This window comes from Herbaspirillum sp. RV1423 (assembly GCF_000577615.1).
Lineage (GTDB): Bacteria > Pseudomonadota > Gammaproteobacteria > Burkholderiales > Burkholderiaceae_D > Herbaspirillum.
In genome coordinates this window covers 1-15003 of sequence record NZ_CBXX010000059.1, presented here as the reverse complement: position 1 = coordinate 15003, position 15003 = coordinate 1, and the positions used below count along the sequence as shown (strand labels likewise).

Here is a 15003-nt window from a genome sequence, read left to right as displayed (position 1 = left end):
GATGGCGATCCCGCCCTTCAATGAAGCGTTTCATCGGTGCACCTCGAACAGAGTCATCTGTTCGTGTGACATGGATTGCGGCAAATCGTTTACTTCAGATTAGAATAACGCTCTCTGGCGTTTTTACACAGCCTCGGCCGACTACGGACGTCCGTGAGCAATGGCTTACTTGGATATTCTCTTGAGAAACTCAGGATTTATCCAAGCTGACTTTACTTGCCCCTTCGTCAATTCAACCGGCTGGGGAGAGCAAAGGCCCGCTAAGAAATCGGCCTCGGATAGTGCCAATACTGTTAGCTCGTCAGTCTCATGGTCTAAAAAATAAATGCTCTGATTGTCTCTAACAAAAAAGTTTCCAGAATCGTCTATCGCAAAAGGAATTTGTTTTATGGTTCCCAACCAATTAGGCAAAGGACCCTCCCCAAGCGCACGTATCGTGCCAAATTCTTCGCCAGATTGAGCTCTAAAGACCTTTCCTACTATCTGACTAAAGTCCATTGACTTCCCCTATTTGACGTTAGTAGTGTTTGAAATAGTGATGCTGTAACGACCTAAATGAAGGCAGCTTCTGGCCGATTGCGGACTTTGCTATCTTCGAAATGCTCGCTAATCCTGAGCCAAATACAAATTGGGTTCTGAAAGGATCAATCGACTATGCGGTAGGTTAATTTTTTGACCGAACAATAGTCTTTCAATTTTTTCATGATTTCTGCTCTGACAATTGGATCCAATTCTTTTTTTTCGCCCGAAGATATTTCTTGAAAAATATTATCTTCATGTATTAAGCGATCTATTCCTCGCTCAAATGCTGGTTCGAAGCCGATTAGAAAAGATCTACCTTTGATGTGAATTCTCAGAGCCATTTTATGCGCCCGATATATATATGTACCGTCGGGAAATCGATAACTTGTCGTTAGCGGTTCAAGAGCATTTTTAATATTTCGGATGATGTTCAATTGCCACCTACTGAGAATTAGAGATATTTTTGCACGTTACTTTAGCCTTAGGCGGCACGTCTGCTTCTGGCCGAGGCTGTGTAAAAACGCAGAAGTTTTTAATCAATTGAAAAATCGACCACTCAGATCGCTCGCTATTCAATTTTCTCGACATCGGGATGGGTCTCCCTACCCTCGATTTTTCTGATATTTTACGTTTTTACACAGCCTCGGCCGGTTGCGGACATTCATAGTCGGAGAACTTTATCAGAATCGGCAAAATTATTCGCCTGGGCTGTGCTATTGCATCTATGGTGTCCTAGCGAAATCAAGGACTTAACCGTGCCTTTGCTGACGTTGAATAGCACATCCATCCCTCAGCAACCTATTGATCTACAAGGTTTTCCGCGCGGCGGCGCAGCAGATTCGTAATCAGTAGGTCGGAGGTTCGATTCCTCTCATCAGCACCATAAAAAACAAAGGGTTAGCGAATCGCTAGCCCTTTTTTCTTTGAGAAGTGTCAACCGGCTTGCTGGCGTGTGGCCTGAGCTAGCGGATTTAGCAACAGGGATTCTTGTAAGTGGTCTGGCGAGAAATGTGCATAGTGCACTATCGTCTTTAGATCCGCATGACCGAGTATTCGCTGTAGAACTAGTATGTTCCCTCCGTCCATCATGAAATGGCTGGCATATGAGTGCCGTAGTACGCGGGTCATCTGGCCTTTTCTAATCTTAATCCGGCGCGCTCGACCGCTTCATGAAAGCTTCCATAGCAGCTTCTGAAAAGTTTGAGTCGATCATTGTCTGACCTGATACGGAGGTTTGCTATGTGTTTTTCAAGTTTCCCCTTTAAAACTTGCGTTATTGGTATGGATCTTGGTTTTCCAGATTCTGTTTTTTGTCAGTTGAATTTGGCTGCTGATGATTTGTGATGCTTTTAGTTCTGATGCTTCGTTCCATCCATATCCTGTTTTTAGGCAAATTCTTGTTACTAGTAGTGCGTCGTTTTCTTCCTCTTGTGATAGTGCGTCTAAAAGGCGCCGTATTTCTTCAATTGAGAGAAAAGATAGCTCTCTTTCATCGACGCGGAATATCGCTAAAACCAGGACTCTATCTCCCCCACCTGGAATCGGATCCAGAGTTGGGGGACATTTTTATATGGAAACTAAGAAGGAATTTAAGAATTCAAGAATTTGATTAACGCACTAGTGAATTCCTCTGGACGTTCTTGATTTGATATATGTGCGGCACCAAGCTCCACGTATTGTGCGTCCTTAATCTGCGACAGGATGAAGCGGGCATCGCTGGGCGGCGTAGGAATATCTCCAGTCCCCGCAACCACCAAGGTCGGCGCCTTGATGCCGCCAATTTGCTCACGCAGATTGATATCGCGCACAGCAGCACAGGCGCCGGCGTAGCCCTCATCGGGCGTGGTCTTGAGCATGGTGGCGAGCAATTTCACCTTGGCGGGATTGGCCTGCGCAAACTCGGGCGTGAGCCAGCGCGAGACCACAGCGTCGGCAATCGAAGCGACGCCATCACGCTGCACCGTCGCAATGCGCGAGGTCCAGGCTTCGGCGGTGCCGATCAGGGCGCCGGTATTGCACAGCACCAGCCGCTTGACGCGCTCGGGATGATGCACGGCAAGCCACATGACGGTACTGCCACCCATGGACAAGCCACAGAAATGCGCTTGCGCGATACCGAGCTGGTCGAGTAGGCCGATGACGTCACCCGCCAACTGAGGGATGGAATACGGAGCCGGCGTCACTTGCGATCGGCCATGGCCGCGGGTGTCGTAGCGCAAGACGCGGAAGTACTTGCTCAACAGGGAGATCTGCGGCTCCCACATGGCCAGCGAGGTGCCGAGGGAGTTGGACAAGACCAGCACCGGCAGGCTGGCGTCGCCATCCAACTGATAATGCAGATCTACGTCCTTGAGGTGTGCGATTGGCATGGCGTTTTCCTTGTTTAGAGTTTGCAGGTGCCATCCACGTAAGCCTTGCGCCAGCGCTTGATTTCAACGCGCTCGAACAACTGGACGGCGGTAAATGGATCCGCGGCGATGGTAGCCTCGGCTTCGGCACGGGTGTCGACGTCGACAATATAGATGCCCCCGCCGGCATCCGTGCCGTCGTCATTGAGCTTGGCACCGCAGGCGATAAGACGTGGTGCAATGTCTTCCAGGAACTGCAGGTGCTCGGGGCGTGTTTGTTGGCGCAGGTGCTGGTGCCCTGGTTTGTCCCAGGTTTCAATGATGAAAGGCATGGCCGCTGCTCAGTCGACCTGGGCGATAGCTGACGGATGTTGGGTCAGCGGTGTGATGGAAATGTTCATGAACGGATAGAGCGGCAGGCCGATCAGCAACTGGTGCAGTTCTTCATTGCCGGACACATTGAAGATGCTGACATTGGCGTATTGCCCCACCACGCGCCACAGATCGCGCCACTTGCCTTCACGCTGCAAGCGCTGTGACATTTCCTTTTCTTCTTTCTTCAGGGCGTCGGCGGTTTCTTTCGGAACGCTGGCGGGGATGTTGACTTGCATTTGCACCATGAACAGCATGTTGTTCTCCTTGGAGTAAAGTCGGCGCCAGGAGGCGCCGATGGGTGATGGAATCAGAGATAGGATGCAGCAAGCACTGCGGCAATGTACACCAGGCCGATCCAGCCGGTCATGATCACGGTGTAGCCCATGATGTCTTTGAGTTTGAGTTTGGACAGGGCCAGCGCGGGCAGGATCCAGAAGGGCTGCACCAGGTCGTTCCAGGCATTGCCCAGCATGACCGACATCGCGGTGTGGGGGATCGAGGCGCCCAGGGTCTTGGCGGCATCAATCATGAAGGGCCCCTGGATCACCCAATGGCCGCCGCCGGAAGGCGCGAAGAAATTGATGACGAACGAACTGATCAAGCCCCAGAACGGCAGCGAGTGGGCCGTCGAGACATCCACGAAGACCTGCGAGATGGTATTGACCAGGCCGGAGGCCGCCATGATGGCCATGATGCCGGCATAGAACGGGAACTGCAGGATGATGCCGCCGATGGTCTTGATGCCTTCATTGAGCTTCTCGACATAGGCCAGCGGCGTGCCCAGCAGGATGATACCCAGGAACAGGATGATGAAGTTAATCAGGTTCAGATCCAGGGTACCCTTCTGGAAGAAGTAATACGCCACATAGGCAACACCGCACAACCCAATGAGCATGCTCAGCAGGCGACTGTGATTAAGCTTGTGCGCAAAGGTATCGCGGTCGAGGAGGGCGCTGGTATCGGCCTTCTGTTCGGCACGATCGATGCCGGGATCGACTTCGATAACCGCTTCGCCAGCCTTGGGATGCAGCCAGGCATTGAGCAGCGGCAGCGTTACCAGCACCACCAAAGAGGTCACCAGCATTGGCGCCGAGAAAATCGTTTCCGACAGCGGCACCACGCCCATCAGGTGCTCAAGAGGATGGCCCTTGGTCGAGATCAGGACCGGGATGCTGGCCGACAAGCCCAGGCCATACATGGTGAAGCCGCTGTAAGCAGCTGCGATGATCAGCGGGTAGTGCACACCCTTGACCTTGAGGGCCAGCTTCTTGGCGATGATGCCACCGATGACCAGGCCAAAGCCCCAGTTCAGGTAGCTGCCGACGCAGCCTACCACGGTGGCGACAATGATGGCAGTACGCGGCTCATGCACGCGGCCGACGATCTTATTCAACAAGCGGTCGGTCAGAGGAGCGGCGGCCAGCACATAGCCCATCGCCAGGATCACTGCCATCTGGGTGGTGAAGGCCAGCAGCGCCCAGAACCCCTTGCCCCAGCCGCTGACGACATCTAGTGGAGCTTTACCCTCGACCAGCATGGCCAGGACCATGGTCAGCAAGGTCAGGATGATTGCGAAAACGAAAGGATCGGGCAGGTAGCGCCGCATCAGTTCGGTGAAGAAGCCAGTCAGTTTTGTCATGGTTGTCTCGGTTCGTTGTCTGCATGTCCCCACGAGGGCAACATCCGCGAATGTGCGGACGATGCTATGCCGGCATAGGGTGATGCCTGGCGCCTGGTGGAGTTTGGAAGCGGATATCGGCCTCGCGCTGTCGCGGATGCTTGGATTCCCTTTTATTGTTTTTATGCGCCAAGGCGCAGCGACGTGATCTCCCAATCACGTACGCATTCGGTCATGGCGGCATGATCCGGGCTGTCATCGGCGAACGCCGATGTGACCCATCTCATCTGCCTTGATCAAGCAAATTGTTCGCAATAAGAACAAATATTCGTATGTAGAACTTTTCGGATGATATTTCGCGAAAACGGACTCGTCAAGAGCAATCGTGTCGAAGCGACTGCCAGAGATGCGAGCGTGAAAGTGCAGTTGCAGGAAGAATGAACGCCGTTTGGCGCGTGAGCAGCGAAGGGAGCATTTCAGCCGCGAAAAAAAGAAAAGTGAACTCAGCGCCGAGCGGCCGGATCAGTTGCAGACCAACTGGTTGATCTTGGCAGTAGCTTCCAACAGCTTAGGCAAGCCGATCTCCACGAGTGCTGTCCGCGCGCGGGCGTTGGCCTGGCCGCTGATGTTGACGGCGGCGACTACACGACCGTTGCGGTCCTTGACAGGGGCGGCCACCGAGCAGAGGCCCATTTCGAGTTCTTCTTCGACTAGGGCCCAACCTTGTTGGCGGATTTGGTCGATGCGGTCGATGAGCTGGTCGATGTCAGTGACGGTATTTGGGGTGTGCTGGGCCAGCTCTGTTGCCTCTAGCCGCGTGCGCAGCGCCTGTGGCGCCAGGCCCGACAGCAGTACTAGACCCATGGAAGTGCAATAGGCGGGCAGGCGGCTGCCCACGCCCAGGTTGATCGACATGATCTTGTGCGCCGGGACCCGCACGACGTAGACAATATCGTGACCATCCAGTACCGCAGCGGAACAGGATTGGCGCAATTCCTCGACTAGGTCTTCCATGACTGGCTGCGCGCGTGTCCAGATCGGCAGGGCCGACAGATAGGAAAACCCCAGTTCCAGTACCTTTGGGGTAAGGCGAAACAAACGGCCTTCGGTTTCGACATATTCCAAATGCACCAGAGTCAACAAGATGCGCCGGGCACCGGCGCGGGTCAGGCCAGTCCGGTCGGCCACTTCAGAGAGTGTCTGTTCGGGCGCCGCGCTGCCAAAACTGCGCAACACAGCCAGACCACGTGCGAAGGATTGCACATAGCTGTCCCCCGGGGCTGGGGATACAGCGAACTCGTCGTTGTCGGTAGTGTTCTTGGGCGTGCGTGCGGTATTCATCGGCGCCATTTTACGCATATTTGGCCCGGATCAGCCTTTGCTACGCGGGTTGGCCTATCGCGCCGAGTCGCCATAGGGCATGAAGCTGGCCATCGTCACCTATTTCGCGCCATTGCTGCTGCGTGCTGACGCCAGTCACATCCCTGCCATCATGGGCCGTCTTGATGTGGCCATCCATGACAACCGCTTCTCCAAGTGTGCAGTGGAAACTGCACTCTTCGATGCCTTGGGTCTGTGTACCGGCTTGCCGGTGTCGCAATTGCTGGGCGTGGGCGCGACAGCCTGCCGGTGGCATGGACGCTGGCATCGGGCGATACCGCCAAGGATATCGACGAGGCCGAGCGCATGCTGGCACAGCGCCGCCACAATATCTTCAAGCTCAAGATCGGCCGTCGTGCCGTCGACGCCGACGTGACGCACGTTGCCGTCATCAAGAAGGCGCAGGGCGATCGCGGCGTGGTGCGGGTCGACGTCAACATGGCCTGGAGCGAACTCGAGGCGCAGCGCGGTCTGGCCGGCCTGGTCGATGCGGGCTGCGAACTGGTAGAACAACCGGTGGCCTCGGTTGATGCGCTGGCGCGGCTGAAGGGCCGTTACGCGATTGCCGTGATGGCCGATGAATCACTGACCGGTCCGGTCTCCGCCTTCGAGCTGGCGCGCCAGGCCGGCGCTGATGTGTTCGCCATCAAGATCGAACAATCCGGCGGGCTGCGCGCCGCGCAGCAGGTGGCGGCGATTGCCGACGCTGCCGGCATCGAATTCTACGGCGGCACCATGCTGGAAGGTGCATTTGGGACGATCGCCTCGGCTCATGTGCTTGCCACCTTCCGCGAACTGCAATGGGGTACCGAGTTGTTCGGCCCCTTGCTGCTAACCGAAGAGATTCTGGCTGAGCCGCTACAGTAGACGTGCTTGAAAGACAGATACTTGAATTAGTTTTGAAAGTCTGCAATCAGCCAAGGCTGTGTAAAAACGCCGACAATCGTTACTTCTAGTCGGAAGTAAACGATTTGCAGAGATTCAGGTCACACGAACAATTCATTTCATTTTGTTCGGGGTGCGTCGATGAAACGTTTCATTGAAGGCCTGGATCGCCATCAACGTATCTTGTTGCCCGAACAACTGGACGACTACGTCGCAGAGAGTAACCCGGTTCGGGTATTCCACCCTGAAACCATGCTAGTGCCTGCCATCGCTTGGAATCAACTCGTGATGCCTGTTAGCTAACCCAAGATAAATGATAGGTTTATCCAATCAAAAAGAAGACGCACTATCGATTGGACGAATGTTTCGCAAAAAAGTACAGTTCTCGTCATCTCTGTAAGAACAATTATTTCCATAGAACCATAAGCGACATCCGCAAAGTCAGTCGCTTGAGACGAGCCTTATGAATTCACACACATTCACGGCGCCATCCACTGCGCAACTAGCTGGTGCCATGCGCATTGATAGCCACACCCACATCATGGTTCGTGACTCAGCACTCGTTCCAGGGCGACATTCCGAGCCGAAGCGGGATATCACTGCAGAAGAATTGCTCGCCTTATTCGACAAACACGAAATTACGCATGGCGTACTGACTCAACCCAGTTTCTACGGCACTGACAACTCCCTCATGCTCGAGGCGCTCAAATGCCATCCTGAACGACTGCGTGGCACCGCCATCGTCGCCCCTGAGATTCCGGAGCAAGAGCTCGATGCACTTTACCGTGCCGGCATACGTGGCCTGCGGCTGAATTGGCTGCGTCAAAACGATGTCCCCAATCCAGCCGGCACCGCCTATCAGCGACTGTTTAGCCTTGCGCGCGAGCGCGGTCTGCATATCGAGCTGTATATCGAAGGTCACAAGATGAAACAAGTGCTGCCACCAATCCAGGCAAGCGGTGCCGCAGTCGTGGTCGACCATTTTGGTTCGCCTGAGCCTGAGAGCGGAATTACGGGCGAAGGCTTCAAGGCGGTTCTTGCGGGAATGAGTGCGGGAAACACATGGGTGAAGCTGTCTGCTCCGTACCGATTGGGTGGAGCACCTGCTGCGCCTTACGTCAGAGCGCTGCTGCAGGCTGGCGGTCCTTCGCAACTCATGTGGGGCAGTGACTGGCCATGGGTGTCGCACGAAGGCACCCAGTCCTACGAACGATGCCTGGCCGATTTCGAAAGCTGGATCCCGGACCCGCAGCAAAGAACGGCTATCTGGTGCGACACCCCGCGTCGGCTTTTCGGTTTCTGAATCAGATAACGCGCTAAGCGTCGCCGTAAAAGACGTTCTATACGAATTTCACAAGGAGACAAAAATGGAACAACATGAAGACTCAGCCCGCGCTCAAGCGGAGCGAGCCCTGATCAAGAAGGTCGCTTGGCGCTTCCTGCCAATTCTCATCCTCGGGTACCTGCTGAACTACCTCGACCGCACCAATGTTGGCTTTGCGGCGCTGACGATGAATAAGGATCTGGGGTTGAGTGCGAGCCAGTTCGGCTTCGGTGCTGGCATCTTCTTCCTCGCCTATAGCCTCTTTGAAGTGCCGAGTAACCTCATGCTCTTCCGCATAGGCGCCCGTCTCTGGCTAGCGAGAATCATGATTACCTGGGGCATCTGCTCAGCGGTCATGGCGCTAGTCGTGGGGCCGCATAGCTACTATGCCGCACGCTTGCTTCTTGGGCTCTCCGAAGCTGGTTTCTTTCCTGGCGTAACCTTTTTTCTTTCAAGCTGGTTCCCTGCCCGCTACCGCACCACCATCCTGGCTTGGTTCCTGCTGGCAGTCCCTTTGTCCTCGCTTGTCGGCGGGCCGCTCTCCGGAGGCCTCCTGCTTCTTGATGGCCTCTGGGGCATGAGCGGCTGGAAGTGGATGTTCCTTGTAGAAGGCATGCCTACAGCATTGGTTGGCATCTGGGCGTTTTTCCTTCTGGCAGACAGCCCCGACAAAGCGTCGTGGCTGTCCCCGTCCGAACGGACGATGATGAACGAAATGCTATCCAGTGAGACGCGCGCCAAGCCGCGTAAAGACTTTGCAGCAGCACTTCGTGACCCGCGTGTGCATGTGCTGGCGCTGATTCAGTTTGGCTTTACCGTCGGCTCGTATGGTGTCGGTGTGTGGATGCCGCTGATTCTTAAACAGTTCCTGTCCTCTCCGTTGGAAATCGGATTGGTCTCTGCAATTCCTTATGCCTTTGCCTGTGTCGGGATGCTGCTGTGGGCGAGGCATTCTGACCGCACGGGCAACTCGCTGGGAAACCTGGGTGTGAGCTGTGCGCTGGGTGCCGTCGGCCTTGCATTCTCGGTGTTCGCGCATTCCACGGTTGCCTCCATGATTGGTCTTACGTTGGCGCTGGTCGGCGTCACAGCAGCGCGCGCCATCTTCTGGGCAATACCCGGACGCATCATGACCGGGGTCGGTGCTGCGGCCGGTTTTGCCTACATTAACTGTATCGCCGCGCTTGGTGGATTCGCCGGTCCTTATGTCATCGGCTGGGCCAAGGAAGAAACTGGCAGTTTTGCCGCGGGCTTAGGCGTCATGGGCGCTATCTTGGTAGTGACGGTGCTCCTCGTGTTCCCATTGCGCCACTTTCAACGTCAGGCTGCCATGACGGCTTCGACGTAATAAGGTCATACGTTCATCGACATTTTCACGATAGCATGGACAAGCGCTACGCGGCTCCTTGATATACCTGTCGCAGTCCGCGGTTATCCGCGGACTGCGATTGGCGTCACGCCATCTCCTGCTTCAGCAATCACATTGCGCGCCAAGTCGATGACAACCTGACTTGTTCTACCTTGCGCCTTGGTCCGATATGCTGCATAGATTGTCAGGGGGGAGAATGTTGGCGATGCGCGTAACCGCACGATGTTGCCAGCAGCCAGCTCGCTAGTGACCAGACATACCGGCAACACGCTCACAGCCGCCCCCATACGAACGAGCCGCACCAGCGTGGCCATGTCATTACACGTGTTCAAGGCAGGAAGCGGTATCTTCGCTGCCGCGAACCACTCCCCGATGATGTTGTGAAATGGTGATGATTGCGGCATTGTGACAATACGCCGGTCCAGGAAGTCAAGAGCATTCAATGTGCGCGCCTTTCCGCTGAGTGCCTGATGCGCAAACCACGCAATCTCAAAGGACGCGAGCCCTTCCACGGTGTATCCCGGCCCGATCGGCGCGTCGACCAAAAAAACAATATCCAGCTTCTGAGCGTCCAGTAGTTGGCGCAACGCAGCGCTGTTATTGATAGTGAGTTCGACATGCAACGTCGGGTGACGCTGTTCCAGCGCGGCCAGCAGCGCCGGCAAGCAGCTCAGTGCGAAGGTGTTGGATGCTCCGAGACGCAACGACCCTGTCAATGGGTCGCCAGTGCTCAGGCGCCGCTCCATTTCCTGCAGGACGTCAAATCCTCGTTGCACGTACTGCAAGGCGATTTGCCCCGACTCAGATAATCTGACTCCTCCCTTGCCCCGTACAAACAAATTACATCCAAGCGCGGATTCGAACTCTTTTATGCGCTGAGATATAGACGGTTGCGTGATGCCTAATCGGTCAGCCGCCAAGCGAAACGAGCCGGCCTCGCTGATTGCAAGGAATGCCTCCATCTGTGCAACTGTGTAGTGTTTCATGATGGCGAAAAAATGGCAGAAGCGCCATTCTCCATCACTCTGCGCGGTTGCGCCAGAGCCTGTTGCCACGCCGCCAGATTAGTTTTCCATACATTCCCAAAAAATTTACTTGATTTCAGCGACGCCATTTGGAGGCAGTGAAAGACGGCCCAGATTATCTTTTGCCAGTAGACATGCCCGAAATATTCAAATTGCGGTCGTCTCACAGGTCTCCGTAGCTCATCAACCGAGCACATTCACGAGGAGTTAATCTTATTGAATTTCCCCCTTGCCACGACAATACCTTTGGCCCCGGCATTATCAACTTTCGGCAACGCAAAGTCGACATAGGGAAACGGGGCCCTAGTTGCCTCAAAACGGCGAAGGAAATACATTGATCGCTGGATAGCGCGTATGCCGACGATCTCATTCGAGGCCGAAAATACTTGATCCCGAACGGCAGCAGTCAGCTCCGCGCCGTATGAAAGGTGATCGCGTAGCCATCAGGATCACAAGCGACGAAGAAACGACCGAAGGGGCCGTCGGCGAGTGGGCTGAGGATCGCACCGCCCCTTTTGACAATGAGGTCGTGCAGCGCATCGGCGTCGGGGCACGCGATCCAGAGCACCATGCCCACACCGAGCGGCCCGGCTTCGGGAAGTGAACGCAGCGGCTCTCGCAGCGCCAAGGGGATCGGCTCGGTTTTGAAAATGACCGCTCCGGGAGGACAGTGCGCCGAGGCTTCGAAACCGAAGACTTCGACGTAGAACTTGCGGGATGCAGCAAGGTCGCGCACTTGCAAGGCAATGAAGTCGGGGCCGACTGGGATTGTCATGGTTGTCATGCTAGCTCCTTTCAAGTAATATCAGGGTGCTGATATTAATGTAAGGTGCCTGATATGTCAACGCGGAAAATAGCGCCTCGAAGCGGAGTCGACTGGATTGGCTACAACCTAAAGATCACGCAACATCGTTTGAGGCAACGCCTGGATGCCGAACTCGCGCGGCTTGGCATCACGGCACCGCAGAACGCAGTCCTGCTTGCCGTGGCTGGCAATCCGCGAATCTCGAACGCCGAGCTAGCTCGCGCAGCGTTCGTGACGCCGCAGACCATGCAAGGTATCCTCGTCAATCTCGAACGAAGAGGCCTGATTGTGCGGAGCCCGCACCCGGAGCATGGCCGGGTCATCATGACCGAGTTGACGACGGCCGGTCAAAATGCCGTTACCGACGGCGCGAAAGCTGCCGACGCGGTAGAACGGCAGATGCTCTCCAGGCTGTCAACTGAAGAAGCCCGGCTTCTTTGCGAGTTGCTCAAGCGTTGTGCCGCCGCTCTGGACGAAGAGCCGTCTGACAGCTAGTGAAATGTGTATGGTTAGCATTCTCGCCGTTGTGCGAGAATGACGACAAAACTGGAAAAGTGAGATTGGACGTCAAGCCTGTAGAGACTTATCACTTATTCTTTAGGAAACATATCTGTCAGCCAAGCGCCGTTTCGAGACAAATAGAAAACATGTCCTTGTGTGCTCATTCCCTTGGCATCTCTGAGTAAGGTGATCAAATCTATGAGTCAGGATTGGCGACCAACCATGCTGACAATATGATCGGTGATAACAAAAAGAAAGTTGCAGATGACAAGTTCTTCGCAAAACAAATCAAACAACGAAGACCGGTCAAGTACAACCGATATCGAATTGCGAGACGCCAGTCGACGGGGCGGAGTTGAGATTGCGGACAATCGCGCGTCATCAGCTCTGCACCGAAAAATGCAGGACCTGATAGAGAACAGTCCACGCATCCAGCAAGCTGCGCAACTGAAAGCGAGGATGGACAATAGACCTGACGACAAAACCGGTCTTCCAAACCTGAGCACAGTTGGCATCGATTCTCATCCCAGCAAGAACACAGACCATGTTAAGGATCACCATAACGCTACCCAACCGACACAGCTCAATGTTCAAATCTATCCGCAAGGTCGTGCGAAGCCAGTGCTTCAAACGAAGAGTGGCATAGCGAGAAATGACAATGCGGGCGTGAAGAGCGAGGAAGGTTTTATTGAAGAAAATGCGCTTGCAAAAAGGTCGACAAGAATAGAAAAAAACATCGTTAACATGCCTTCCTTGACTTCGTCATCCGGCAAGATGTACCGAAATAGTAGAAGTGGAAATAACGGGACGACCGTCCAGATGAAAACGACGATAGAACATCATCATGGTACGACGACATATACGAGCGCCTCTGGAGAGCGGAGCGCCTTTGGAACTGTCGGACTTGCTATGGACGCGCATTTGGATCCTGATGATCCAGTCGTCGGATCGAAGCCAGACCCCATCAAAGAAGATGGGGATAGTAAGGACTTGTATGCTCAAGTGAAGAAGGACCATCCAAAAGCCTATGCTCGCGGTCACTTGTTAAATCATGATCTAGGCGGCTATGGGGTGAAAGAAAATTTATATCCGATCACAGCCGGAGCAAATGGACGCCACTCCATGATTGTAGAGCAGTATGTCAAAAGAAACTTAGCAACGGCAAAAGAAATCAACGACAATCCCCAGGGGGTGGATGGCAAGACTAAGTCTGAAAGTAAAGATGCAAGCGACGTTAAAGAGAAGAAAGTTGGTATTTTTTACTCTGTTAAAGTATTAGGGGAGCCAAAGCATTCTCAATTTTCTTGCGTATGGAAATATGAGCAGATCGGTACAAATAAGTTAGATGGAAACAAGTTCGACGACGAAGAAAAGACAGCGCTGATTGAAAGTAAATTGGGAGGGCCTCCTGAACGCCAGTCAGGTTCTGAAAAGGGACGCAAAATAGGCCTGGCTAATTGGTATCACGGTGACAGAAAAGGCTCAGAGGATTTAAATATTAGGAAGCGTGAAAATAAAGTCAGTTTTAAAGGGGATGCGAAACCGGGAACAATCGACCCAGCAGCGCGAGTGACCGAATTAACCCCTGAGCAAAAGGAGGAACAAAGGAGATGGGCAGCTAGTAATATCCGTGAGCCGAGTAAAGCAGATAAAGCGGATAACGCTGCGCAGTTCGTGCTGGCCTTGCTCAACGAGACGCGCGCGAGGGTTATGAATAATCAGAAGCGGCAATTTAAGACTAGAGGGAATACTCCGGTTGACCAACTAAAGGTACCGGAGGAGATGGTAAGGCGGGAGCAAGATGAATTAAATAAGGCCTTAAGAAAAGCAATATTGGCAAAGAAAAAGGAAAAGAATGCACAAGAAAAGGCAGTAAGGCTAGCAACAGCAGACGCAATGGCAAAAAAAGTCGCAGCAGAAGCAAAAGCGGAAGCAGAAAAAGTCGCAGTAGAAGCAGAAGAAGACAAAATCAAAGCCACAGCAACGCAAGAATTCGTAGCAGCAATGGTAGCAAAATCACTTGCAGCAGCAAAGGCAGCAAAAGCAGCAGAAGCAGAAAAAGTAGCAACAGCGGCAACAGAAGCCGCAGCACTAGCAACCACAGCAGCGGCAGACAATGTAGCAGCAGAACTAGAAGCCACAGCAGCAGCTGCTGCAGCGAACGAAGAAGTAACGAGATGCACAGATGCGCTAAATGCAGCCGTAGGACTAGCAAATGACGCCATAAACGAAATACTGGCAGCAGAGGTGGAGGCAAAGGTGGATGCAACGGCAGCGGCCTCTCCTGTAGCGGCATCAATAACATCTTCTTTAAACAGAGCAAGGGCATCGTCGCACACAGCGACGCCGGCGTTCAATGAACGTAATGTCCCTGTTCCTTACACAGCGGTCGCTGTCCACAACGGAAAGCGAAAGGCTACGACAGAAATTATCGCTGTTGTGGACAATGACGAAATAAATGACGGCAATGTCCTTGCACCTCAAACTGTTGCTAAGGAGGAAAAAGAAGATGCGGAAAGCAGCCACAAAACAGCGTACAAAGAAGAGGATGTTGCAGCCGTCGAAGAAGATGAAGACGGAGATGACAAAACAAAAGAAGCAAGAACAAAAATCTAATTTGTAGTAGTTCCGACTTGATCGGACAGTAAGGCCTTGCCAAATGGTGGGGTTACCCGGTTTGATAGAGGTGCGAATCTTTATTAAACCAGCGCGTAAGCGCCAAGGAGTAACCCCATGCGTAGTGTTCCTCAGAATGTGATCAAGCACAAGGTTGGCCTGCTCAATCTTGCTGCAGAACTTGGAAATGTGTCTCGTGCCTGCAAGGTAATGGGATTTTCCCGCGATACGTTTT

16 protein-coding genes and 1 pseudogene are annotated in these 15003 nt (G+C 53.6%); 7 read left to right on the top strand and 10 right to left on the bottom strand.

What is annotated here, in order from left to right; genetic code table 11:
- Positions 1 to 165: 165 nt before the first annotated feature.
- The 8 genes from RV1423_RS27070 to RV1423_RS27040 all read right to left on the bottom strand — a co-directional run bounded on the left by RV1423_RS27070 (position 166) and on the right by RV1423_RS27040 (position 6204).
- Positions 166 to 498, bottom strand: coding sequence for an SMI1/KNR4 family protein (locus RV1423_RS27070; RefSeq protein ID WP_034303716.1), 333 nt, complete (start codon positions 496 to 498; stop codon positions 166 to 168).
- Positions 499 to 644: 146 nt separating this feature from the next.
- Positions 645 to 956, bottom strand: a complete 312-nt coding sequence (locus RV1423_RS30250) for a hypothetical protein (RefSeq protein WP_155835329.1) — start codon at positions 954 to 956, stop codon at positions 645 to 647.
- 499 nt (positions 957 to 1455) lie between these two features.
- Positions 1456 to 1650 (bottom strand): tyrosine-type recombinase/integrase, encoded by a 195-nt coding sequence (locus RV1423_RS29510; RefSeq protein ID WP_081769042.1) that lies wholly within the window; start codon positions 1648 to 1650, stop codon positions 1456 to 1458.
- Positions 1651 to 2111: 461 nt separating this feature from the next.
- Positions 2112 to 2891, bottom strand: a complete 780-nt coding sequence (pcaD, locus tag RV1423_RS27060; RefSeq protein WP_034303715.1) for a 3-oxoadipate enol-lactonase — start codon at positions 2889 to 2891, stop codon at positions 2112 to 2114.
- A 14-nt stretch (positions 2892 to 2905) separates the two neighbouring features.
- Positions 2906 to 3202, bottom strand: coding sequence for a YciI family protein (locus RV1423_RS27055; protein WP_034303714.1), 297 nt, complete (start codon positions 3200 to 3202; stop codon positions 2906 to 2908).
- A gap of 9 nt (positions 3203 to 3211) precedes the next feature.
- Positions 3212 to 3499: a muconolactone Delta-isomerase gene (catC, locus tag RV1423_RS27050; RefSeq protein WP_034303713.1), complete on the bottom strand. Its 288-nt coding sequence runs from the start codon at positions 3497 to 3499 to the stop codon at positions 3212 to 3214.
- Between the two features lie 53 nt (positions 3500 to 3552).
- Positions 3553 to 4884, bottom strand: a complete 1332-nt coding sequence (locus RV1423_RS27045; RefSeq protein ID WP_034303712.1) for a short-chain fatty acid transporter — start codon at positions 4882 to 4884, stop codon at positions 3553 to 3555.
- A gap of 501 nt (positions 4885 to 5385) precedes the next feature.
- The gene (locus RV1423_RS27040) at positions 5386 to 6204 is read right to left on the bottom strand and encodes an IclR family transcriptional regulator C-terminal domain-containing protein (protein ID WP_034303718.1); all 819 of its coding nucleotides are present in this window, start codon (positions 6202 to 6204) and stop codon (positions 5386 to 5388) included.
- A 46-nt stretch (positions 6205 to 6250) separates the two neighbouring features.
- Between RV1423_RS27040 and RV1423_RS27035 the strand changes: the two are divergent.
- The 4 genes and pseudogenes from RV1423_RS27035 to RV1423_RS27025 all read left to right on the top strand — a co-directional run.
- Positions 6251 to 7107 (top strand): annotated as a pseudogene (locus RV1423_RS27035) (muconate/chloromuconate family cycloisomerase); the annotation flags it as partial.
- Between the two features lie 162 nt (positions 7108 to 7269).
- Positions 7270 to 7431, top strand: a complete 162-nt coding sequence (locus RV1423_RS30245; RefSeq protein WP_155835328.1) for a hypothetical protein — start codon at positions 7270 to 7272, stop codon at positions 7429 to 7431.
- Between the two features lie 211 nt (positions 7432 to 7642).
- A complete protein-coding gene (locus tag RV1423_RS29505; RefSeq protein ID WP_197035019.1) occupies positions 7643 to 8431 on the top strand; it encodes an amidohydrolase in 789 nt (262 codons plus the stop codon).
- A 64-nt stretch (positions 8432 to 8495) separates the two neighbouring features.
- Positions 8496 to 9800: an MFS transporter gene (locus tag RV1423_RS27025; protein WP_034303710.1), complete on the top strand. Its 1305-nt coding sequence runs from the start codon at positions 8496 to 8498 to the stop codon at positions 9798 to 9800.
- Between the two features lie 83 nt (positions 9801 to 9883).
- Here the strand turns inward: RV1423_RS27025 and RV1423_RS27020 are convergent, their stop codons facing one another.
- Together RV1423_RS27020 and RV1423_RS27015 are read right to left on the bottom strand one after the other, a co-directional pair.
- A complete protein-coding gene (locus RV1423_RS27020; protein ID WP_155835327.1) occupies positions 9884 to 10876 on the bottom strand; it encodes a LysR family transcriptional regulator in 993 nt (330 codons plus the stop codon).
- A gap of 376 nt (positions 10877 to 11252) precedes the next feature.
- Positions 11253 to 11630, bottom strand: coding sequence for a VOC family protein (locus RV1423_RS27015; RefSeq protein WP_231502530.1), 378 nt, complete (start codon positions 11628 to 11630; stop codon positions 11253 to 11255).
- Between the two features lie 54 nt (positions 11631 to 11684).
- On the opposite strand from RV1423_RS27015, the gene RV1423_RS27010 reads away from it, so the two are divergent.
- The 3 genes from RV1423_RS27010 to RV1423_RS30235 form a co-directional block, all read left to right on the top strand.
- On the top strand, positions 11685 to 12146 hold the full coding sequence (locus tag RV1423_RS27010; protein WP_034303706.1) for a MarR family winged helix-turn-helix transcriptional regulator: 462 nt from the start codon (positions 11685 to 11687) through the stop codon (positions 12144 to 12146).
- Between the two features lie 270 nt (positions 12147 to 12416).
- Positions 12417 to 14768, top strand: a complete 2352-nt coding sequence (locus RV1423_RS30240; protein ID WP_155835326.1) for a hypothetical protein — start codon at positions 12417 to 12419, stop codon at positions 14766 to 14768.
- Positions 14769 to 14885: 117 nt separating this feature from the next.
- On the top strand, positions 14886 to 15003 hold a 118-nt coding region (locus RV1423_RS30235), incomplete at its 3' end, for a helix-turn-helix domain-containing protein (protein WP_197035018.1).